This window comes from Pleurocapsa sp. PCC 7319, from assembly GCF_000332195.1.
Classification (GTDB): Bacteria; Cyanobacteriota; Cyanobacteriia; order Cyanobacteriales; family Xenococcaceae; genus Waterburya.
Genome location: NZ_KB235922.1, coordinates 5,693,071 through 5,715,888 on the forward strand (window position 1 = coordinate 5,693,071; position 22,818 = coordinate 5,715,888).

The following is a 22,818-nucleotide window of genomic DNA, read 5'->3' on the forward strand; positions in this document are numbered from 1 at the left end:
TGTTCAAAACTTCATCTAACAAAGGGTTGACTATTGTGTAACATGGTCGGATGCTATCTTGCTTGTTTTTGAGTATTAACTATTGAGACAGTTTTACCATGTCAAATAATTCTTCTTCTATAGATGCGGATAAATCCCCTCGTATTTTAGTTGTTTCGGTTCGTGGATATCGATTTCAAGCAGCTAATTGCTGTATCTATGAGTTTGAAGATTTACTTACCGATCTAGAATCGGCAGAGTTATTTATTCCCAGTCAAGAACATGATTTTGCCAGGAAAATTTATCGTATTGCTAAATACATTAGTCGTTCAGATCCTTTTGCCGCTAATATTGCGCCTTTCCCCCAAGAGTTGTCCTTAGACCATGAATACGATCTGTTGTTTGCGGTGCTGGATAATCCTTGGCAAATGCATCTATTAGAATCGATCCAGGGATGGCGAGATAAATGTCGCCACTCTGCTTGCTATATTGCGGAGATGTGGGAGCCTGATTTAAACAATTGGCGTTTGTTTCAAGAGCCTTGGGAGGATTTCGATCATGTTTTCTTGGGAGTTACCAAATGTCTAGAAGGCTTGAGTAAGTCCATTAAACCTCCTGTGACTTATGTGCCTCCTGCTGTTGATACTTTAAGATTTTCTCCTTACCCCAATCCTCCTGAGCGTCTAATTGATGTTTCTTATGTGGGAAGGCGATCGCCTAATATTCATGATGCTTTGGTACAAAGGGCATCAAAAGATAACTTCTTTTACTACTACGACACCATGAAAGGTCAGTTAGAAATAGGTAATCCTAAAGAACATCGCCTATTATTAGCAGGTCTCTTTCAAAGAAGTCGCTATAACATTACTAACTACGCTAAATTTAACTCTACTGAAGAAACAGGGGGGACTCAAGAGATTGGCTATCGCTTTTTCGAAGGAGCAGCAGCAGGAACTGTAATGGTGGGAATGCCACCCGCAGGAGACGCTTTCCCCCGTTATTTTGATTGGGAAGATGCAATGATTAAGGTGGATTTTTCAGGAACAGATGTAGTTGAAACGATCGCCGAGCTAGATGCTCAACCAGAAAGATTAGGACGTATCAGCCGTCATAATGTAGCGAACTGTTTACTGAAGCACGATTGGGCTTACCGCTGGCGCGATATGTTAGCCGCGTTGGATCTGAAACCCAGTCCGGCGATGATCGCCCGAGAAAAATATTTGCAGGAATTAGCTCAAAGTATTTTGGCAGAGGTTTAATTATTCAGTCAAACTATTGCTAAATCAAGAATTCGCGGGATTAAAATCCCGTTTTTTTATGACTGTTTTTAATCCCGACTAAAATTATCGGGTATATTTGACCGACAGTTTTTGACTGTGATACTATCGGAATCACTGTTGACGGAATCCTAGTTAAATCATGACTCAGACACCAATCAAAACTACTAAAGGCAAGACTTTCACAAATTTAGTGTCCAAAGAAGGTGGAGTAAAATATCCCCTTAAAGCTCTTAACGTATGTGAGGAAACTTTTTCTCCTCTAGAAGTGGCTTATGACTATGACGAAATCCGTCGACAAGTAAGCCGGGAGAGTATTGCAGCAGGTCCTCATTCTATCTGGCGTTATAAAGCGTTTCTACCTGTAGAAAGTGAAAATCCTATTGACGTTGGTACTGGGATGACTCCTTTGGTCAAATCTCATCGTTTAGCTCGTCAACTGGGTCTAAAAAATCTTTATATCAAGAACGATGCGGTCAATATGCCTACCCTCAGCTTCAAAGATCGGGTAGTATCAGTAGCTCTAACTCGTGCTAGAGAGCTAGGATTCTCTACAGTCTCTTGTGCCAGTACTGGTAATTTAGCTAACTCCACAGCGGCGATCGCTGCTCATGCTGGAATGGACTGTTGTGTATTTATTCCTGCGGATTTAGAGGCAGGAAAAGTTCTGGGAACTTTAATTTATAACCCAACATTAATGGCAGTCAAAGGTAACTATGACCAAGTAAACCGTCTCTGTTCTGAGGTAGGAAATAGCTACGGTTGGGGTTTCGTCAACATTAATCTTCGTCCTTACTATTCTGAAGGTTCTAAAACTCTTGGTTTTGAGGTAGCCGAACAACTAGGCTGGGAATTACCCGATCACATCGTCGCTCCTCTTGCTTCTGGTTCTCTGTTTACCAAGATCTATAAAGGTTTTAATGAATTTGTCAAAGTGGGTCTGGTAGAAGAAAAAGCTGTTCGGTTTAGTGGCGCACAAGCAGAAGGCTGTTCTCCCATCGCTCAAGCCTTTAAAGAAGGTAGAGATTTTGTTACTCCTGTTAAACCTAATACTATTGCTAAGTCCATTGCGATCGGTAATCCCGCCGATGGATTCTACGCTTTAGATATAGCACGCAAAACTAACGGTAATATCGAATCTGTAACAGATGCCGAAATCGTAGAGGGAATGAAGCTGCTGGCAGAAACCGAAGGTATCTTTACTGAAACTGCTGGTGGTACTACGATCGCCGTGCTGAAAAAATTAGTAGAAGCTGGCAAAATTAATCCCGAGGAGAAAACAGTTGTCTACATTACTGGAAATGGTTTAAAAACCCAAGAGGCCGTACAAGGATACATTGGCGAACCTTTAATCATTGAACCCAAGCTAGACAGTTTTGAGCGTGCATTAGAACGTTCTCGTACTCTAGAGCGTCTTGAATGGCAACAAACTAGTGTATAGTTTTCAACTTTAATTTAATCTATCTTCGACAGGTGGTTAATTAAGTTAATTAATAAGTAGCCATCGTTAATCATCAATTATCTATTTTTTTCTGATTTCATATGACCGTTAAAGTATTAATCCCGACCCCTCTACAAAAATTTACCAACAATCAAGCTACTATCGAATGTGGTGGTAGCAATGTAGATGAGCTAATTGATGCTCTGGAAACTAATTGTCCTGGAATTAAAGCTCGTATTTGTGACGAAACTGGCAAACCCCGGCGTTTTCTTAATCTATATGTCAATAGTGAAGATATCCGTTTTTTAGAAGGTACGGATACAGCTTTAAATGATGGTGATGAAGTCAGTATTGTGCCTGCAGTTGCTGGAGGTTAAGACCAAAGACTTTATTTTATAGATTCCGTAACAGTGAGGTTAGCTTGGTGGCTAACCTTTTTTTTGTTTTTCAAGTATAGTCATTCCAATTAGTTGACCTATGACGAGAGATTTTGTTAGATAGATAATTTATCGTAGGGGCGAATCGCGATTCGCCCTTACACAATCGTATGATTTTTATTTGGAATGACTATAAGTTTAAGAATTAGGATATCCAAACCAAGTAGGATCGATATAATTAATGCGAGCGCAAGGCTCTAGAGTAGATAAGATCGTTTTGCCGTAGCTCCGAAAGTTAACTCGATTATCCAGCAAAGCTACAATACCCTCAGATTCTCGAAGAGGTACTACTGCTTGTTCTAAAGTTTTTAAGGCAGTAGGTAGCAGATATAGGCGAAACCAATCCTGTTTTTGACGTTTATGATAGGCAACTCGGTTGGCAACTAGGGGGTTTTCTAGGGATGGTATGGGCAACGTAGCAATGATCAAAAGTCTGGGAATAGGTAATTCTTCTTGGTGTAGTTTCCAAAAAGACCAGCCACAAATTAAAACACTATTATCTGCGATCGCCGTTTTTTCGACTTGAACCCGTGAACCAACTTCACCAGCCAAAGCTGAACCAACTTGTCCTTGAAGAGGTATATCATCAACAATGACGACAACCAATTGTTCGACGCTGCTACTAAGACTTACCAGTAGTAGAACCTGTTTAATTAGAGCCGACTGAAAGTTAGGAGTGTTGGGCAGGGGAAAGCGATCAGGTAAGTATAACTGAATATGATCGTTTTGTCGGTTAGGAGTAAATTTAAGACTTAGCATTTCTAAATCTAGACCTAACTGTTGCCGATAGATTGGTGCAGAGGCTTCGATATCCAGAAAACTGCCAATGATAACTACTGGTTGCTGACGCCAAATCCGTTGTAGCTTAGTTCCTACATCAGCAGGAGCAAGATGAATCGTAAAAAGACCCAAACTGCGATCGCGTGAAATCCAAGAGATAATCGATTTATGAGATATTTGCTGCCAAAAGAGGCTAAATTTTGGCGTTAATAGTTTTTTTTCGTTGAGTAATTCACATAAATAACTCAGAATTTTTAATTCTGAATCAAGTAAGACATAATTACGATAGGGATTTTCGGGACGAGCAAAAATAGACTTAGTTAATTTGACTCTAGTGTTGCGAATTAATTCACTAAAATCAGGAACATTTTGTAATAATTCTGACCAATCCTTAGTGGTAATACTAATGCTCAATATTTGTCGTGCCCATTCTTCTAAATCGTCAGCACGGTCGATAATTATCGGGATATTGAGGGGGAATCTCTCAAGGTGCTCAAGACGATCTCTCAGCCAATTATCAGGGGAAGTTAACAGTAGTTGATCGTGCTCTTCCCAGCGATCGCCAATTCTGACTTTTTTGTTTGTTCCCAACCAATTCTGTAATTGAGGAATCTCTTGCTCCAACAAGTACTGTTGCGTTGCTGAAGGAGTAACGATTATTACTGACCATTCACCCAAGAGTATGGGCATTAAGTAACTGAGACAATACCGACTAACACTACTGCCAGTCTGCATCAAAGCAGGACGACCTAAGCGTAAAGCTCTGGCAATAAGGCGTGACATCGTCAAATGATGAGGAAAATTACGATCCCCATGTTCCCGCAAAAAATTTCTCAGGGATGAATGGACTTCTACTTCAATCACATTTAACTTAAATTACAAGAAAGGACTGTCGTAGTTTCCACTATTACTCAAATTCAGCTTTAGGAAAAGCACTAGGTTTAACTTTGAGATTATTTACCTTTCCATTTCGTAAAACTTCGATTCTGAGTTCGGAACCAATTTCGCTGACATCTACCTGTTCTTGTACTTGGAGAGACGTTTTTACAAGACTATCACCAACTTTAAGAATAATATCTCCTGGCTTAAAACCACTTCTGGCAGCAGGCGAGCGAGGAATTACTCGCACTACTAGTACACCATCGTTCTCAGCAATTTTAAACCCGTAATCTTCGCTGGAATTAATTTCCGCTTTGGTTTCTTGGCTGAGATTAACCATGTGGATTCCCAAGTAGGGATGATCCGCCTGACCCTTAGCAAATAATTGATTAGCTATTCGTTGAGCCGTTTCAATCGGAATCGCAAAACCTAGTCCTTGAGCATCGGCACGAATTGCCGTATTGATCCCGATGACTTCGCCTTCCGAATTTAATAGTGGACCTCCAGAGTTACCTGGATTAATTGCCGCATCTGTTTGAATAAATCTGACTCGCTTATCAGGAACACCGACCTGAGAACTAGAACGACCCAAAGCACTAATAATACCTACGGTGACGGTATTATCTAACCCTAAGGGATTACCGATGGCGATCGCCCATTCTCCTGGAGTGAGATTTTCTGCATTACCAATGTTTACGGTGGGTAAGTCGTTGGCGTCAATTTTAACCACAGCCACATCAGTAAAAGAGTCTGTCCCTAAAACTTTACCTTCATAGGATTTTCCATCTTTAAGAGTGATTTGAACTTTTTCTGCACCAGCAACTACATGAGCATTAGTAATTAAACGTCCATCAGAACCAATAATAAAACCAGAACCAGTTCCCCGTTCAACTTTGTCAGGTACAGACTCTAGAGCATTATTATCATTATCACTACCAAAAAAACGTTTAAATAAAGGGTGTTTGAAATTGTCCGGTAATGTCGAGGAGAGCTGGCGAGAAGCATCAATTCTGACTACTGCCGGACCAACCTTCTGTACAGCAGTCGCAATAAAGTTAATGTTTTCATTATTATTTTGGCTGCGAGGAGGATTAGATAGAGCAGGAATTGCCGTAGGATAAACTTGAGATTGCTTAATTACCTTAGGTTGCTGATTAATATATCGACTGCCAAAAAATCCTATGCCACCACCAAGTGCCAGAATACTTATATATGCACTAAGCTTATTAATTATAAATTTCATATTATTTAAGAGCTGATGCCAGGTTTGATCCCTATTAAAATTATCGCAGACAAAAATCAATAAAGCTTCCCATAGTCCCACAATAAACTTATTATCTCTATCTGAGCGGGCTGCTGACGCAAAACTTTACTAATTTGAGTTCGGAGTTCGGAGTTCGGAGTTCGGAGTTCGGAGTTCGGAGTTCGGAGTTTGGAGTTCGGAGTATTGATGGCTTGAAAATTTAGGAAATTATAGTTGTCTAAAGCCTAGGAGCTAAGAGCTGAGAGCTGAAAGCTAATAACAGTATTACTTTCGTTTTTACACCTTTAAATTAGCAACGCCTAAATTAGCAACGCCTTGATTTCTTGAGATATTTGATTATATATTTTATCTTCCATTACGGGAATTAATTGCTCAGTAGCAATCGGTTTAACTAGATCAATCCAGGATTTACAGCCTCGATACTGATCGTTATAGGGAATTACTTGGGGTTGATCCAGGCGATAGACTTTCAAGAGTAAAACCATCAAAGGTTGCTCAGGTTTCCATTGAAGACGCTCGTCAATCATCTCTGAATTCCAAATATGATAAGGTTGCAACGCTTCTATGTGACTGCGATTGCTTATTTCCCAAACATCAGTGACTTGGGCACAACTTTTAATATTGACCATTTCAGGATGCCAACCAGACTCGACTAAGGCAACTTCGGAAGTATATTCTGGTTTTAGTAAATGGGGTTTTTGATGTTCAAAAGTGGGGTATAGCCAAACCAAACGGTGTTTTACCTGAAAACCTCGTTCGCGAATACCACCTTTACGAAGTAGAACAATAGTTTTGCCTGCGGTCAAAGCGTCAACTGCGATCGCCCATTCTTTTAAGGCGTGCTGAAGTTGTTGAATATTAGCTAGTGCCATAGCTGATTTTACTTGTTGGAGAATCTCAGCTTATATGTTATCTAAAATCCGCTTGGTAAAAGTAGTGTTTAGTTTCTCTAACTAAAGTCGTTTCAACTCATTACTCATTACTCGTTACTTGTTACTTGTTACTTGTTACTTGTTACTCGTTACTTGATTTTTTAGGTAACCTACACAAAACGGATTTAGTATTAGACTAATCGTTCCAGATCAAGCATAAAAATAGTCAAGGATTTAGCATTTTCTTCAGGAATGACCACAACATGGCTAGCAATTTCTAAAGTATCGGCGCGGCGATAAGAATCAGGAATGAGGCGAATTTGCCCTGAAGGAACATCAATAATACTAGGAGGATGAACTACAAAAATTCCTAATGGTTCCCCGGTGATGTTTTTGGTAATAATAAAATAGCCTTTATGGGGAAATACTTCGGTCTGGCTAACTTTAAATAGCTTTTGGTGTAGATCGACTACTGCTACTTCTTGTTCTTCTAAATGAGCTAAATTAACGTGACTCAATCCACTACCGTGAACAGCATGTTGCCTGACCACTTTTTTTACCTGAAGAATTGGTAAAGCCAAAGTTAACTTACCAACTTCAAATACCAATAGTTTGATTAATGAAGTAGAACTAGAATTTGATATTTTTGTTGTCGGGGAATTAGTTACTAAATTATTCATTTATATTGGCTAATTAAAGCTATTTTAAATTACTATATTTGGCAATCAAATTATCAATATCTTGTAAAAATTTATGCTCGATATAAGGTTTAGTAAAATACCCATTAACTCCTAGACCTGTAGCTAAATTACGATGTTTTTCGCTGTCACGAGAGGTAAGCATCACCACTGGTATTTTGGTAAGTTGTGAGTCTTCTCGACAAGCAGTTAAAAATTCCCAGCCATTCATATTGGGCATTTCGACATCGCAAATAACTAAAGTAGTTTGTAAATTATTTTTGAGTAAATCTAAACCTTCAACGCCATCTCTTCCCTGTAATACGCGATAACCTTTTTGTTCTAAGCTCAGAGCTAAAGTCCTTCTTAAGGCGGAAGAATCATCAATCACTAGAATAGTTTTGGTTTCTATAGCTGGTTGATTAGAATGAGTTTGACTGACAAAACTATCGTTATACTCAAATATTTTTTTAACTTCTGCCAGAAACTCTTGCTCAATATAGGGTTTAGTAAAATAGCCATTGGCTCCTAATTGGTTAGCCAAATTGCGATGTTTAGCTCCGCTACGAGAAGTTAGCATAACTATGGGGATTTTTGCTAAGGCAGAATCGCGACGGCGCATCCCCAAAAACTCAAACCCATTCATCGTGGGCATTTCGATATCGCAAATAATTAAGTCTAGAGCCGGAGTTTGCCGAAATCCATCGAGAGCATCTTTGCCGTCTTTTTTCTGAATGACTCGATAACCTTCCTTTTCTAGGGTTAATGCCATAGTTCGTCGTAATGCAGTAGAATCATCAACGAGCATAATTGTCTTCTGCTTAGTAGCTTGGTTGCTACCCGAGGCTTCATCAATTAATTGCTCCGTAGCGATCGCATCTGTATCTAAAGTTGATTCTAAATCAGAATTGCTTAACTTTTCCAACTCGGCAGGAACATTAGCTAGCAGTACAGATTGCTCAGTCTCTTCTCCTAAAATGGTACTGATTAAAGCTGCACCATCAAAAGCAGGAATCAGGCTACCATCACTGAGAATCGTACAGCCATAGGAATATCGTGGAGCGGCGATCGCTTTTCCATAGGGTTTAATGACTAATTCCTGCTCGCTAATCAAGTTCACAACTTCCAAGGCAAATAACTGTTGCCCCCGGCGCAACAGCAATAATGGAGCCAACCAATCATCAGGAGGCGCAATTGTTTTAAAAGCGGGGCTAGAAGAATCAAACTCGAAAATCGGGCAATTGTACTCCAATATTTCCCTTAGAGAATAAATTGGCACTAGCTTTTGTTGTAAAGACAAAAATTTCTGATTACCAGATAGTCTAATTTGTTTGTCGGTGGGAATAATAATCTCTTCGATACTATCTGAAGGAATAGCGAAAGTAGTTTGCCCCAGAGAACAGACTAATAATTTGGCGATCGTTAAAGTTAAAGGCAAGCGCAGCGTAAAAGTCGAACCTAATCCAGGAGAAGAGGTAACGGTAATTTTCCCCTTGAGAGTTTCAATTTGCGATCGCACAATATTCATGCCTACGCCTCGACCTGAAATCTCGCTAACTTGATTAGCCGTAGAAAATCCTGGTTCAAAAATCAACTCAAACAATTTTTCCTTAGTTGCAGATGCTGCTTCTTGGGGAGAAATCAGACCTTTCTCCATTGCCTTACGGGTAATCTTATCTATATCTAAACCTTTGCCATCATCTTTAACCTCAATTACCGTTTGATTACCTTGATAGTAAGCATTAATTTCAATTAATCCTGTTGCCGGTTTCCCCTGATTTGTCCGAATTGCTGTATCTTCAATACCATGATCGAAACCGTTACGTAATAGATGGAGTAAGGGATCGGATAATTTTTCTAAAACTGCTCTATCGACTAAAACTCCAGTACCAGTCAACTTAAGCTCTACTGGTTTTTGATATTTAGTAGATAAATCTCGTAGAGTGCGGGGAAAACGCTGCAAAATTTGCTCTAGTGGTAACATTCTGACCCACATTAGCTCATCGCGCATTTGACCTAACATTTGGCGTTGCACATTAATGGTGCGATCAGATTGTTGAGCAAAAATAGTTATATCATCTACGCTTTCCTCTAACTGTACTATCTCTTCCAATACCTCTTGTAAAGAGGAATAGAGTGTACTGTAGCTATCCATCTCTAGGGAATCAAATTCTGTTGATTCATCAGTAAAATTTTCTTGGGAGTGAAAATTCTGACCATCCGATTTAGTTTCTGTTGCTATCGAACTATCAAAGTTATTGCTTAGTTGCTCGATAAGCATCGTGTCAGATATTTCTCTCAGTTTTTTAGTAACTTCTCGAAAGCGAAAAAATTTCTGTCCTAGTTCTGATACATTTTCCTGTAGCTGTTGATTTTGCAGAGCCAGGCTATTACGGTTAATTGTCAACTCCCCAACTAAGTTATTCATTCTTTCCAAGCGGTCTAAATCAACCCGAACAGACAATTTAGGAGCAGCTTTGGACTTAGGTTTGGCAGTTTTTGATTCTGCTACAGAGGATACTTCGGGCTGAAATTTTTGAGCGGGAGAGCGAGAGTCTGGTAATGGGAGAGCATCAGGAACGGTATCAATGCTAGGAAGACTATCGTATATTTCTGCAATTGATTCCACTGCCGTTTCTATATTTTTAGGTGGAGATTGCTGATTATCTTCACTTAATGCTTCGTCCTTGGCCGTAATCTCAGTTGTTAAACTATCCACAACTTCAGCATTCACAGGTTGTTCGGTATCGGGAATCTTACCAAAGATCTCGCTTAGGGTAAGTTCCTCATCATCGTTCGCTAAAGATTCGGCGATCGCAGATTCATCATCAGGAAGCGTACCGAAGATCTCATTAATATCAGCTTCAGATGATTCAAGAGTTTCTCCCGCAACTTGCTCAACAGTAGTTTCAGCTTCAGGAATCGAACCGAAAATGTCGTTAATGTCAGCTTCAGTCGACTCAGCCGGTTCAGCATTAGTTTGCTTTACAATAGTTTCAGCATCGGGTATTGAACCGAAGATGTCATTGATATCGGCATCGGTTGACTCAGCACTTTCAGCAATAGATTTACTTAAACCAGCATCAGAGTCAGGGATTGAACCGAAGATGTCGTTAATATCGGCATCAGTTGACTCAGCGGTTTCAGTAATTGCTTCAGTCAGAACAGGTTCGGCATCGGGAAGTGTACCGAAGATATCTTCTGCAAGTGCTTCTGTAGCTGCCTCCGAAGACCATAAATTGTCTTGACTATCTAAAACATTCTCATTACCAGCAATATTTGTCTCTGTATTGATCTTTGTATTACTAGCAAGTTGTTTTTCTGTAGTTGAAGATGTAACTGTTCCTTGAGCTAACTCTCTCAAAGCAGGAGATACTTGACCCCCTTGTTGGCGATCGCCTGCCAAGACTAGATCTTTGGCGATAGTACAGTCAGCTACTGTCGCTTCGATGATCGCCAATACGCGATCGGGATTTTCAGCCAAAGCTTTTTGAGCTGTTTGAATAATATCGCTAAAGCCCGGTAGGTTAAATAACTCAGCAAAACCGGCAAATACCTCTAGCTGAGTTTCTAATTCTGCCGCTGGATCATAATTTTGGGGATTGCTGGCAACTTTCTGTAAATGCTCTAAAGCTTGTGCTACATCTACTTCAAAAATGGACGAGACAATATCAACTCCTAAATCTGTTGCACTGGGAATATAGTTGTCGGAATTTTTCAGCGCATCTTCGAGACATATTTCTAAAGCAGAAAAGACTGGTTCGGCGGTCAAAAGAGCTGATTCTTCGTCAAAAGAGCCTTGTTCAATTTGTTCTGTCAGTGGATTACGGAGACAATCATATCCCTGTAACAATAAGCCTTCTAATTCCTCATCAAACTCAACATCATCACTATAAAGAGCTTTGAAAAAATCTTCTAAGCGATGAGCCAATAGCTCAATGGCACTCAATTCAACACTAGCCGCGCCACCTTTGATGGAGTGAGCAGCTCGCATCAACTCATGTACCTTGGGGGTACTGTGATCTTGACGAAGCGAAAGCAAACCTGTTTCTAGAACCTGTAAGAGTTCTTGAGCTTCTTCGATAAAAAATTGATACGCTTGGTCGCGGATATCGGGATTGAGTGACATGATTTAGGTATGGCTTGCAATTTAGGAAAGGAGATTAAACTAAGTTTTAAATTTGCCGATGTCTGACTGAAGTTTGGTAGCGATTGTGGATAATTGTTTAATCGAAGCCGATACTTCAGATGCGAATTGGGAGTTATTTTCGGCGATCGCCGCTACATCCACCATAGTTTGGCTTACTTGGGTAGAAGTTTCGGACTGAAGTTTGGCAGCTTGAGTAATTGAGCCAACTAAGTTACTAATTTCATGACTGACTTGGCTAACTTGAGTCAAATTTTGACGCGTCTGTTGCACTAATTCGTTGCCGAAAGCTATTTGCTCTGTCCCCTTATTCATTGCTTTAACTACGTCGTTAGTTTCTAGTTGAATTTTGTTAACCAAAGTTTCAATTTCTCCTGTTGCTTCTGCCGATTGAGTTGCTAAAGATCGAACCTCGTCAGCAATTACCGCAAAACCTTTACCTTGTTCCCCTGCCCTTGCCGCTTCAATGGAGGCTTTAAGAGCCAGTAAGTGAGTTTGAGCAGCAAAGCGACTAATGAGATTGACTGCCTGAGAAATTTCTTGGGAAGATGTTCCTAACTTTTGGGCTTTCGTAGCGGTTTCCATGACAGTCGTTTGAACCGCATTAATTTCGGCTACGGTTTGTTTCATTGCCTTGTCTCCGCTATCAATCTGGAAATTAGCCTGCTTAACAAAATTCTCTGCCTGAATCGCCTGATTTGAAACTAGGTCTATCGATTGCTCCATAGCATTCACTTGCTCTAACATTCGAGAAATTTGTTCGGATTGAGCGACAGCCTCTTGTGCCAATTCTTGAACTGCAACATCATTAGTCAAAGTATTTTGTTGAACTTCCGTCGCTGCTGTCTTAGTCTGATTGACCAGTTTTTGTAAGCTTTCAATAGTTGAATTGTAAGAATCAGCAATTGTCCCGATCTCACCTTCAGTAACTTTTGCCCGAACAGTTAAATCACCTGACCCAACTTCATATACCTCTTGCAATAAACTTAAAGCTCGACTTTGAATTGCTTCTTTCGCTTCTTTTTCTCTGATTTCCGCTATTTGTTGTTGTTGAAGAAACTTTAAACGAGTAATAGCAAAACCAATTTGATTGGCAATCTGAGTGATGAATTCTACTTCTTCATCAAGCCAAGGTTGGTCATCAGAAAAATAATGGGCGATCAGTAGTCCATCTAGTTGGTTTTCTACGGTAACTTGAGCAATCAAGCTAGTTTTAACCTCTAAAGCGCTCAACTTTTCTTGATGAGATGGTATGAGATCTGGTGACTTGAAGTCGTTAATTACTTGGACTTGAGTATTACCTTGCTGATGTCTGGTGCAATATTCTGTAATGATTTCGGCGTTGTAAATATCAGTATTTAGGGTGGACCTAAATCCCGGAGCAACTGATTCAGCTACAACCTTGCCTGCTGTATTACTCTCTAACTGATAGTAAATAACCCGATTAGCGGTCAAAATTTTGAAGCTTTCTGTTACTGCCAGATCGAGAATTTTGGGTTGATCTGCTACCGATGCCAATTGCAAGGTCAAATTTTTAATTGATTCTGAATGTTGAGCTGACAAAGTTTGGACTTGCACAAAATCAGATAACTGAACTGCCATCCGATTGATGTTTTCTCCCAGCTCGGCAATTTCATCTGCTCCGGATATTTGGAGGCGAGTATCCAAATTACCTAGACCAATTTCTTCCACGGCATTAGCAGCCGCTAAAATCGGCTGAAGTAAGCGCTCAGCCAAAGTAAAAGAAATTAATCCCACTCCCACAGCGATAATTCCTGTTCCTAAGATGAATACTTTACGTAGTTGTCTTTGGGGCGCAAACACAATCTGCTTGTTGTGAGTAGTGATTGTACTCCAACCTAAGTTGGGTAGTTGAGAGCGAAATTCATCTTGAAAATCACCAAATGGCACATAGGAAACTAATAGGTTTTCAACAATCTGAGTATCTTTTTGCTGAGATCTTTGTAGTGTTGGGAAAATATCAAAGCGATCGCTAGCAGGTTGCACTTTATTAGCTGAACTTGAGATAGTTTCGTATTCTTGTTGATCGGAAGCAGCGAAAATTGCTCCTTGATTATCCAACAAATAATTTTTCTCAGTACCACCAGCTAAAATGACATCTCGCAGATACTTAACTGGCATTCTTGCCCTAAGGATACCAATGACTTTACCAGTAGGATTATCTTTGATGGGAGCCGCAAGATAAACAGCAGAAATTCTCGAACTTTTGGAAACTATAGGCTGGCTGAGAATAGGTGAATTGGTTTTTAGAGCTGCCTGAAAATAACTTCGGTCTCTATGGTTGGGTAGAGGCTTTCCTGTGGATTGGGCGATTACATTCCCCTGCAGATCAAAGGCAGCAATACTATCATAGATTGTATAAGCTTGAATGAATTGATCTAAAGCTAGTTGTTTATCTTCAGTAGTAGTTTGCGATCGCAACTGAGGATTAGTCAAAATACTCAGATTCGCCATAATCTGAATATCTCCATAGCGTTCCCGCATATAAAATGCGACCTTATCCGCTACTTCTGTTGCCGTTTCTTGCTTGGCAGCTACAATTTCGCGGACAATTGATTTATTAGCAAAATGGTAAGCCAGAGAACCCAATGCCAAAGCGGGAATTGTCCCAATGGCGATCGCCAAAAATGTAGTCTTAATCCGAATACTTGTTTGTTGCCACCATGATGTAGAGAAGGTTAATTTCCCCTGACCAGAGTTGGTAGGATTTGCAAGTGATTCAAAGTAGCGTTCGGGAGCAGAAGTCTTCGTCATGGAAAGAGTCTCATTACAATTATGAGTAAATTTATGTGTAAAACAGTTTGAATCTCAAATCTGATTATTTAACTAGCTGACTTTAAACTGAGCTACGCTGTTTTGTAACTGTTGTGCCACCGCTAATAAATCCTTGAAGGATGTTGATACTTCATCAGCTTCAGTAGCAGTTTTATTAGAGATGGCAGCAACTTGTACCATCGTTTGACTTACTACTGCCGAATCTTGAGACTGCTCAACTGTAGCAGCAGCGATCGCCGAAACTAATTGATTGATTTCTTGGCTAGCATCAGCAATTTGGAATAAAGAATTACGAGTAGTATCTACTAGTTTGGTTCCTGCAACCACTTGCTCTGTACCCGATTCCATGGCGGCAACTACTTCATTAGTTTCCGCTTGAATATCTGCAACTAAAGCCTCAATTTCAGCTGTTGCTTCGGCAGATTGTCGAGCCAGCGATCGTACTTCATCGGCAACGACGGCAAAACCCCGTCCTTCTTCACCAGCATGAGCTGCCTCAATCGAAGCGTTTAAAGCTAATAAATTAGTTTGATCGGCAAAATTACTAATTACGTTGACCACTTTGGAAATTTTTTGGGAAGACTCGCCCAAACGCTTGACTTTCTTAGCAGTTTCCGCCACCGTATTGCGTATTTCTTGGAAACCGATGACCGTCTGATTCATAGCATCGTCTCCTGCTTTTACTGTTTCTGCCGCTTTCAATACCGCTGCTTCTGCTTCTTTGGCGTTACTAGCTACAGCCTGAATTGAGTTGGTAATTCCTTGAATCCGCTCTAAAGCAGTGGTGATTTCCTTAGTTTGTGCTGCGGCATCATTAGATAGCTCTTGAATTGATAAATCTTTATCGCTCGTGGTGGTAGATACCAAGGCGGCGGCAGTTTTGACCTGAGCTACCAATTTCCTGAGGCTTTCAATCGTGGCATTGTAGGAATCAGCGATCGTACCAATTTCATCCTCTGCCACCTTCACCCGCACAGTTAAATCACCTTGGCTAACGGGATCGACCTCCATCAATAACTCAAATGCCCGACGTTGAAGATTTTCTTTAGCTGCTCTTTCTTGCTGCTCTGCTAGTTTTTGTTTATCTAACAATGCAACTTTTTCTAGGGCATTACCTACCTGAGATGCGATTTGAGTTAGTAAATCAATTTCATCTTCGGTCCAAGTTCTGGGTTCCTCACATTGATGGGCAATTAATAGACCGACTAATTGCTCATTAATAACTACAGGCGTAATCAAGCTAGCAATTACTGCAAAAGGCGCTAACATTTTGAGATGACACTCGTTCAAGCCTGCCTGATGGATATTGGCGATCGCTTTAACTCGTCCTTGTCGATAACTGTCGGCATATCCCTCAGCAAAACAAGGATCGTTAATTTCGGCATCTAAAGTAACTGGAAATTTGGTATCTACCGATTCAGCAATGACTTTTCCTTGCCAATCATCATCAAACCGGAAATAGATCACTCGATCTGCATTGAGTACCGTTCTACTATTGTCTACGGCAGTTTGCAAAATTTCAGTTAGATTCACCGCCTCAGAAATAGCCAGAGTTATTTCCTTTAGTGAGCGGGAGCGTTCTAGATCCTGTTTTAATTTAGCTTCATTAATTACAATTGAATCTGCCAAAATATTAAAGGTGCTGCCCAATAACCCTACTTCATCCGTAGTGCTGACTGTTGCCCGCGCTTGCAAATTACCTTCAGTAAAATCTTGAGCCACTTTTTGAAGAGTTTGAATCGGTTCGGCGATCGCTTGTTCTAAAATTTTACTTAGAGCAATGATCGCGACCAAAATAACTAGCGATAAAATACTCTGAGCGAGCAAGTTACTGCGGATTACGCTATTAATAGAACCCAGAGAACTACCGTGTATTAAAACACTCACAGGTTGCCCGGCAGTATCTGTGATTGTTTGTGCGGCTAAGACATATTTTTTGTCAGCTACTTTGCCTATTTGTTCAACTATTTCGCCGTTACTATCAACTGCTAAATCAATAATTTTGTTGTCTAACAAAGGAAGATCGAGGTTTATTTGCCCATCAACATTGGTTGAGGATGAAGTCAACGTAAATTCCCCACTTGACTGACGTGAATAAATCGCGCTATAACTCTGCCTGCCAGTGAATGCAGCAATTGTTTTCTCTACTATTGGTAACTTAGCATCGGGACTATCACCAGCCAACAACATCTCAATGATCTGGCTTTTTACTGCTAATCTAGATTCAGCCTGTTTGAATAATTGACTTTTTAAAGTTCCAGAGAGAATCAAGCCTCCAGCTCCCAAAACCAGAACTAACGCACCAAAACTAAACCAAGGAATAAGACCTGTTTTATAGCTAATTGGCAGATTATATAGTTGCTGTAATAAGGGAGATTTTGCTTCTGCAGAATTTATATTGGTATTAATCTGAACTGGAACATCTCCAAGATTATTATATTGAGGCAAATTATTCATAAAAACTAAAATAGATAGGCTAGGTAATAAGTTCAACTATTAATAAACCGCTAAAAATTTTCCAATAGAATTTTGAATATTAATGAATTGAGCCAGAGAATAAAATTACAAAAAATAAAATAGATAGACTAACTAACTGAGGTTTTGGGCATAGCGGTAATAATTGCTCGCCCATCCAGAACCAGAATGATCTCATCTTCTTTTAGCCAATATCCCTGCAAAAATGGTTCCAGCTGTGGCGTGAGCATCGAGCTTGGTGAAGGTTGAATTTTAGCTAGATCGCACAATTCTATGTCCTCGACATGAGCAACAACTAAACCCAGATCAATATTGGACTCAACATGGGAGCGATTATTTTCCTTATTAGGAGACAAAACAATTGCTGTTTGGTTTGAGGAATTGATTTCATTTTGATGCCAAGCAGGAAAACCAATTAGATTTCCCAAATCTACCATCCAGAGAATATCGCCGCGCCAATTATAGACACCCATCACCCAAGAAGGCATTTGAGGAATGGGGACAATCTGACCAAACTGAATTTTTAAAACTTCAGTAATTTGTTTGATTGGCAACATTACCTGGGAATTAGGATGCAGACGAAATTTTAAAAACTGCTCCTCTTCTGTCTGACTGCTAAGCTCTTCACCTGCGGTTAATAAGCTTGACTTTAAAGATTGATCGGACACAATAATCGAGTACCTTTAGTATTTTTTTTTGCCAGCTGCTTTCAAGGTCAAAATGTGAGAATTACAGTCAACTTCAAGAGATCAATTCTTTTACTTTACGCACTAATTCCTCTTGATCGATTGGTTTAGGAATATAAGCATCTGCTCCCTGCTTCATGCCCCAAAATTTATCCATTTCAGTCCCTTTGGTCGAACAAAGAATAATCGGAATTTTACTGGTATTGGCAGCACCTTTGAGTTCGCGACAAATCTCAAAACCACTACGACCTGGTAACACCACATCTAAAACGATTAAATCAGGAAACTTTTGCTCAATTTTTTTTAACGCTTCTTCGCCACTTAAGGCAACCGATACATTAATCCCGACTTCCTTTAAACAGCCAGTAATAATCGATCTTTCCGTGGCAGAATCATCAACAATCAGAGTGTATCCCATAACAATTGTCACCTCAGTCTATAAATTGGTTCGAACTTTAAGCTATTGTTTTTCATATTTCCAATTAAAATTACTCACTAGTCTGATAGTATTTATAGTTCCCTTTAACAGCGCCAAAGTCACAATTGAACTAATAAGTTTTATACTGTTAGTCGCTTTAAACCCCTTCCATATTGAAAACTGGAGTTTTGCTGGTTAAATGAAGTTTGAGTTAGAAGGATCAAGAACAACTTTTTACTTTTTACTTGCTACTTGTTACTTTCTCGAACAATTACATTAAAAACTACAGGTTTCAACAGCGTGGTTGGATATGCTGAACTAAATTCAGCATCCCCCACGCTCAAACTAGATGCGGTTTAGGTAGTAATTATTTAAATTTTGAATAACTATATTTTTTTTGTTTGAGTTATATATTTATTGATTGTGGCCAAAACTTGCTCTGGTTTAGCAGGTTTAGCCAAAAAATCGGTCGAACCAACCATTTTTGCCCGCACACGGTCAACAATGCCATCGTTCCCTGTCAGAATTACAATCGGAGTAGTTTTAAAAAAAGAGAGCTTACGTAATTGTGAACAAATTTCGTACCCGTTGGTGTTTGGCATCACTAGATCTAAAAAAATTAGATCCGGTTTGCGACTTAGCAGAATCGCGATCGCTCTTAAACCATCCATTTCGGCGACAAATTGATATCCAGCTCCAGTAATAATGCTCTCCATTGTCTGACAAATAATCGGACTATCATCAATGCAAGCAATAGTTGAACGATTAAGAGCTTTAGTAGTAGTTAGTTTTTTTGCAATAGGAGTTGATGCGGGCGGCGCAATATCACCAATGGAGATTAACTGTACTAAACCCAATTGTATGTATGGCAATAAAGAGCGAGTTACAGTCACCACATCTCGCTTCATTCGTACACTTAAGTCGCGTAAAGTCTGCTTACCATCTAACAACTGACGAAGATTTTGATAAACTTGAGCTGAGGTTTTTTGCTGTAAAGCCTCTGGTTGACGAATAATTGGCGACATATCAGGAGAGCGATCGGCAACTTTTGCTTCTTGCCAATCAGAGTAAAGCTTATTTGCCTCGACTATTGCCTGTTCAGCATCAATTAAAATTAGTCGAGTGGATAATAAATTATCTTTGATTGGTTCATAAGTAACTTCCATTGCTTGGGTAACATCAAACAAAACTTCGACTATGGTAGCCCTGATTACTTTGGTAGCTTGTTCGGAACTAATTTTATTTTGATCGATCCACAGCGATAATAGCTGGTATTCCCAAGATATTCTCGATTCTTCTTGAGCAATGTTAGCTAGAGTCAACTGGATTTCTTCAATCTGAGATAGTCTTTCAGGACAATAAGCAACAATATGTCTTCTCCATCTTCTGACAGGATGCACTCCTCCACTAGCATACATAATACGCCCTAAATACATATAGAGTATCCAGGTGTGATTTTGGGTATCGGAGATAACGAGCTGACCACTAAACCGAGCTTCTTTTAAAGATTCAAAAAGCTCAAGTTGTTTGGTGGCAGTAAATTGTTGAATATGAGTCCGAAGATGACTAATTCCATTTTTGGCAGTCGTCATGACAAACTTCCTATTATAAAACAAGCGCAGTTTTTAAATAAGCTACTGCTCAACTTGCATAAGTTGAGTTAGAGACTAATTAAGAATAGGTATCTTTCATCTTTGTTAATTAACGGCAAAAAACATGATGCTGCGATACAAGTTGACAAATCAACCTCAATCTTTATAGTTCCCTAAAAGTCGATGATATTAACAGATAGCAATTTTTAAAAAATGGGTTATCTAGAGCTAATTTAATATTTTTGCTAGTTCAATTGATTAATTGTAGTAATTGCTGCAAATTTAAGATAAATAGACGGGAAATTTCATCTATATTAGTCACTTTACTTTCTATATATTGCCTATCGTAGCTACCTATTTCAGTCGAAGTTATAGCCTGAAAGTCAGTTGGTGGGACTTTATAAATTACTGGTTGAGAATTGAGAGGTAATCCAGCTAAAATTTCTGCTTCTTGTTGAAGTATTGCTACATAAGAAAATGAGACTGGACTAGTTAATTCTGGTTGTTTCAATAAACTTGAATCTGTAGTTACTGATGATTTAGATGGTGATGAATTAGCAAAAATATGTTGCTCAACATCAATAATTGTTAGTTTTTTATCTTTGAATTGATAAAGATTATTTTGAGAATCCCCCGTAATATAATTAATTTGACTGACGGGAATAACTTTCTGAATTGCCAAAATTGGTAAAGCAAACCATTCTCTACCTAGCTGGAAAGCAATTATTGGTTGCTCGGCTTTGTTTTTACGCCTTGCCGATCTTCGCGATTGGGCTCCGCCCACCACCAAAGGCGATTGGACTCCGTCCAGGCTTCGCGATTGGGCTCCGCCCACCGCTAAAAGCGATCGCAAACTAGAATGATTAAACATAAAATAAAACTACTCTAAACTTTAAAAGTACCTACTGAAGTTTCTAAATTACGGGCAATTTTGACTGTTTCCGACAAGGAATTAGATACTTGGCGGGAAGAATCTGAAGTTTTAATTGATACCTGTGAAATGTCCTGCATTAATTGCTTAACTGTTTGAGAGGTTTGTGCTTGGTCAATGGTAGAGTCGGAAATAGACTGGAGTAATTGGTCGATTTGACGAGAGACTAATACAATTTGATCCAAGCTTTGCTTGGTATGCTCGACTAATTGTGTTCCTTCGACTACCTGGGCTGTACCAACTTCCATCGCCACTACTACTTCTTGAGTTTCTTCTTGAATATTGTCAATAATTTCCTCAATTTCTTGGGTGGCTTCGGCAGATCTAATCGCTAGTTCGCCAACTTCCTCTGCTACTACAGCAAAACCTCGTCCTTCTTCTCCTGCGCGAGATGCCTCGATGCTGGCATTAATTGCTAATAGATTGGTTTGCATAGCGATTTGATTAATTAAGGAAACCACCTTAGAAATTTCTTGCGAAGACTCCCCGAGACGTTTGACCTTTTTAGCAGTCGAAGCTACGGTTTCTCGGAGTTGTAAAATACTATTAACCGTCTGCTCCATTGCTTCACCCCCAGTTTCGGCTGTGGAAAAAGCGGTACGGGATACTTCAGCGGCGGTCTGAGCATTTTTAGCTACTTGCTGAATAGAATTAGTCATCTCCTCTACTGCATTGAGAGTCTGACTGATTTGAGTGGTCTGTTGAATAGCGGCATCAGCTACTTGACGAATTGCGCCTTCATTAGCACTAACAGAAGTATTCACCTGAGAAGTGGTGTTTTGTACTTGGGTGATAATGTCCCGCAAGCTTTCAATAATGGAATTGAAAAAATCTGCCACAATCCCAATGGAACCATCGGTAATCTCCGCTCGGACGGTTAAGTTGCCGCTAGCAGCTTCCTCAATGCTCATCAAAAATTGTAAGAGTTCTTGCTGTATGCTTTGATTTTGCTGACGTTCTCGTTCCACCAGTGCAGTTTGATCTTGCATTTGTCGTTGAGCAGTTTGCGTCTGTGCTTGCAGCAGTTGAGTAATTTTGTTGACCATCTGGTTAATGTTCGACCCCAGTTGAGCCAATTCATCTTGTCCTTCAATGGCTATCTTGGTTTTAAATTCTCCTTGACCAATTTTTTGTACTGCTCGATCAATCTCCAGCAAGGGACGAATTGCCCGATTTGCGAGGTAATAAGCAGTCACCCCCACTAAGGTTGCTGTGGTAGCTGTTCCCAGCAGTAGTATCCAACCCAGTTGTCTGACAGATTTTCCCAGGCGGTCATCAATTAATCTGTTTATCCGATCTGCTGTTAATTCAGTGCCTGCAATCTGTTCCTGACTAATTGACTTGGTTCGGGATTGGTTTAAAATACCATAGGCTAGCAATCCCGTTGTTCCCAGGGGAATTACACCAATCGCGATCGCTAGTAAAATGGCTTTTGTTTTTAAATTAAAGAAGGGATTGGTGTCTACTATTTGTTTTGGGGCAGGGTCAGAGTCAGACTTATCTTCTGGATGCGTAGGATCTGATTTCAGGGAATCAGTTTGGAGATCTAGTTCAGGTGCCTTATTGTTAATAGCCATTGTAAATATAAAGTTTAAAATAAGATAATTTTTAGACAATAATAATTTGCTTAACTGATGTTTCAACGAGAATGAAGCAGAGGAGAATTAATAATTGCCTCCGTGGTCAAAACCAACCAGTTAGTGTCAGCTCGTTGATAAACACCGTGGAGATAGGGGACTAAACTCTTTGCTACATTGCCCGCAGGGGATTCAATTAATTCTGGTACCAGACGGATTACTCCTTTAACTTGAGCCACAACTAGTCCTAAAGGAATATTCTGCCAGCGAATAATTGCCAGATTATATTGCTGAAGATTGCGGTTAATCGGCTTTTTCCCCAACATTTGCCCCAAGTCGGCTACCCAAATAATACGACTACGTTGATTGAGTAAACCCAAGAGACAATCAGGTAAATTAGGCATGGGAGTAATGCGCCTGGAGGGTAGAGTTAGAACTTCCTGGGCGTATTGCATGGGAATTAAAGCTGGGGTAACTGAGTCTAGTTGAATTTGTAAATAAGGGGCTGTTACCTGAACCTCTGGCGAATCGGGGGGTGGAGTAATAGTGGTGTTCATGAAGCAAAAACTAAACGAATAACTTTGACAATT

16 protein-coding genes are annotated in these 22,818 nt (G+C 39.8%); 3 read left to right on the plus strand and 13 right to left on the minus strand.

Translation table 11 applies throughout. From position 1 onward, the window contains the following. Positions 1 to 98: 98 nt before the first annotated feature. The 3 genes from PLEUR7319_RS0129930 (at position 99) to PLEUR7319_RS0129940 (ending at position 3,074) form a co-directional block, all read left to right on the plus strand. Positions 99 to 1,238 (plus strand): glycosyltransferase, encoded by a 1,140-nt coding sequence (locus PLEUR7319_RS0129930; RefSeq protein WP_019508920.1) that lies wholly within the window; start codon positions 99 to 101, stop codon positions 1,236 to 1,238. A gap of 160 nt (positions 1,239 to 1,398) precedes the next feature. Next, positions 1,399 to 2,697: a threonine synthase gene (thrC, locus tag PLEUR7319_RS0129935; protein ID WP_019508921.1), complete on the plus strand. Its 1,299-nt coding sequence runs from the start codon at positions 1,399 to 1,401 to the stop codon at positions 2,695 to 2,697. A gap of 101 nt (positions 2,698 to 2,798) precedes the next feature. Next, positions 2,799 to 3,074, plus strand: a complete 276-nt coding sequence (locus PLEUR7319_RS0129940) for a MoaD/ThiS family protein (protein ID WP_019508922.1) — start codon at positions 2,799 to 2,801, stop codon at positions 3,072 to 3,074. Between the two features lie 198 nt (positions 3,075 to 3,272). Here the strand turns inward: PLEUR7319_RS0129940 and PLEUR7319_RS0129945 are convergent, their stop codons facing one another. From PLEUR7319_RS0129945 to PLEUR7319_RS0130005, 13 genes are all read right to left on the minus strand, one after another. After that, positions 3,273 to 4,778: a helicase C-terminal domain-containing protein gene (locus tag PLEUR7319_RS0129945; RefSeq protein ID WP_026102871.1), complete on the minus strand. Its 1,506-nt coding sequence runs from the start codon at positions 4,776 to 4,778 to the stop codon at positions 3,273 to 3,275. A gap of 43 nt (positions 4,779 to 4,821) precedes the next feature. Beyond that, the gene (locus PLEUR7319_RS0129950) at positions 4,822 to 6,036 is read right to left on the minus strand and encodes an HhoA/HhoB/HtrA family serine endopeptidase (RefSeq protein WP_026102872.1); all 1,215 of its coding nucleotides are present in this window, start codon (positions 6,034 to 6,036) and stop codon (positions 4,822 to 4,824) included. 320 nt (positions 6,037 to 6,356) lie between these two features. Then, positions 6,357 to 6,929 (minus strand): DUF1802 family protein, encoded by a 573-nt coding sequence (locus tag PLEUR7319_RS0129955; RefSeq protein WP_019508925.1) that lies wholly within the window; start codon positions 6,927 to 6,929, stop codon positions 6,357 to 6,359. A gap of 191 nt (positions 6,930 to 7,120) precedes the next feature. Continuing rightward, positions 7,121 to 7,609 (minus strand): chemotaxis protein CheW, encoded by a 489-nt coding sequence (locus PLEUR7319_RS0129960; RefSeq protein ID WP_019508926.1) that lies wholly within the window; start codon positions 7,607 to 7,609, stop codon positions 7,121 to 7,123. A gap of 19 nt (positions 7,610 to 7,628) precedes the next feature. Then, on the minus strand, positions 7,629 to 11,735 hold the full coding sequence (locus PLEUR7319_RS0129965; protein WP_019508927.1) for a hybrid sensor histidine kinase/response regulator: 4,107 nt from the start codon (positions 11,733 to 11,735) through the stop codon (positions 7,629 to 7,631). 39 nt (positions 11,736 to 11,774) lie between these two features. Beyond that, positions 11,775 to 14,528, minus strand: coding sequence for a methyl-accepting chemotaxis protein (locus tag PLEUR7319_RS37180; protein ID WP_019508928.1), 2,754 nt, complete (start codon positions 14,526 to 14,528; stop codon positions 11,775 to 11,777). Between the two features lie 72 nt (positions 14,529 to 14,600). Beyond that, positions 14,601 to 17,006, minus strand: a complete 2,406-nt coding sequence (locus PLEUR7319_RS0129975; RefSeq protein ID WP_019508929.1) for a methyl-accepting chemotaxis protein — start codon at positions 17,004 to 17,006, stop codon at positions 14,601 to 14,603. 128 nt (positions 17,007 to 17,134) lie between these two features. Beyond that, the gene (locus tag PLEUR7319_RS0129980) at positions 17,135 to 17,692 is read right to left on the minus strand and encodes a chemotaxis protein CheW (protein WP_019508930.1); all 558 of its coding nucleotides are present in this window, start codon (positions 17,690 to 17,692) and stop codon (positions 17,135 to 17,137) included. Between the two features lie 73 nt (positions 17,693 to 17,765). Beyond that, entirely contained in the window at positions 17,766 to 18,128 is a 363-nt protein-coding gene (locus PLEUR7319_RS0129985) for a response regulator transcription factor (RefSeq protein WP_019508931.1), read from the minus strand. 386 nt (positions 18,129 to 18,514) lie between these two features. Then, on the minus strand, positions 18,515 to 19,720 hold the full coding sequence (locus tag PLEUR7319_RS0129990) for a response regulator (protein WP_019508932.1): 1,206 nt from the start codon (positions 19,718 to 19,720) through the stop codon (positions 18,515 to 18,517). Between the two features lie 250 nt (positions 19,721 to 19,970). Then, positions 19,971 to 20,591 carry a chemotaxis protein CheW gene (locus PLEUR7319_RS38675; RefSeq protein ID WP_019508933.1) on the minus strand — a complete coding sequence of 207 codons (621 nt, stop codon included), beginning with the start codon at positions 20,589 to 20,591 and terminating at the stop codon, positions 19,971 to 19,973. Between the two features lie 14 nt (positions 20,592 to 20,605). Then, a complete protein-coding gene (locus PLEUR7319_RS37190; RefSeq protein WP_083892600.1) occupies positions 20,606 to 22,228 on the minus strand; it encodes a methyl-accepting chemotaxis protein in 1,623 nt (540 codons plus the stop codon). 62 nt (positions 22,229 to 22,290) lie between these two features. Continuing rightward, on the minus strand, positions 22,291 to 22,785 hold the full coding sequence (locus PLEUR7319_RS0130005; RefSeq protein WP_019508935.1) for a chemotaxis protein CheW: 495 nt from the start codon (positions 22,783 to 22,785) through the stop codon (positions 22,291 to 22,293). Positions 22,786 to 22,818: the final 33 nt, after the last annotated feature.

Excerpts from the sequence above, each read along its gene's own strand:
- PLEUR7319_RS0129930 (WP_019508920.1), top strand. The coding sequence starts at position 99 with ATGTCAAATAATTCTTCTTCTATAGATGCGGATAAATCCCCTCGTATT.
- thrC (WP_019508921.1), top strand. The coding sequence starts at position 1,399 with ATGACTCAGACACCAATCAAAACTACTAAAGGCAAGACTTTCACAAAT.
- PLEUR7319_RS0129940 (WP_019508922.1), top strand. The coding sequence starts at position 2,799 with ATGACCGTTAAAGTATTAATCCCGACCCCTCTACAAAAATTTACCAAC.
- PLEUR7319_RS0129950 (WP_026102872.1), bottom strand. The coding sequence starts at position 6,036 with ATGAAATTTATAATTAATAAGCTTAGTGCATATATAAGTATTCTGGCA.
- PLEUR7319_RS0129955 (WP_019508925.1), bottom strand. The coding sequence starts at position 6,929 with ATGGCACTAGCTAATATTCAACAACTTCAGCACGCCTTAAAAGAATGG.
- PLEUR7319_RS0129960 (WP_019508926.1), bottom strand. The coding sequence starts at position 7,609 with ATGAATAATTTAGTAACTAATTCCCCGACAACAAAAATATCAAATTCT.
- PLEUR7319_RS0129965 (WP_019508927.1), bottom strand. The coding sequence starts at position 11,735 with ATGTCACTCAATCCCGATATCCGCGACCAAGCGTATCAATTTTTTATC.
- PLEUR7319_RS37180 (WP_019508928.1), bottom strand. The coding sequence starts at position 14,528 with ATGACGAAGACTTCTGCTCCCGAACGCTACTTTGAATCACTTGCAAAT.
- PLEUR7319_RS0129975 (WP_019508929.1), bottom strand. The coding sequence starts at position 17,006 with ATGAATAATTTGCCTCAATATAATAATCTTGGAGATGTTCCAGTTCAG.
- PLEUR7319_RS0129985 (WP_019508931.1), bottom strand. The coding sequence starts at position 18,128 with ATGGGATACACTCTGATTGTTGATGATTCTGCCACGGAAAGATCGATT.
- PLEUR7319_RS0129990 (WP_019508932.1), bottom strand. The coding sequence starts at position 19,720 with ATGACGACTGCCAAAAATGGAATTAGTCATCTTCGGACTCATATTCAA.
- PLEUR7319_RS38675 (WP_019508933.1), bottom strand. The coding sequence starts at position 20,591 with ATGTTTAATCATTCTAGTTTGCGATCGCTTTTAGCGGTGGGCGGAGCC.
- PLEUR7319_RS37190 (WP_083892600.1), bottom strand. The coding sequence starts at position 22,228 with ATGGCTATTAACAATAAGGCACCTGAACTAGATCTCCAAACTGATTCC.
- PLEUR7319_RS0130005 (WP_019508935.1), bottom strand. The coding sequence starts at position 22,785 with ATGAACACCACTATTACTCCACCCCCCGATTCGCCAGAGGTTCAGGTA.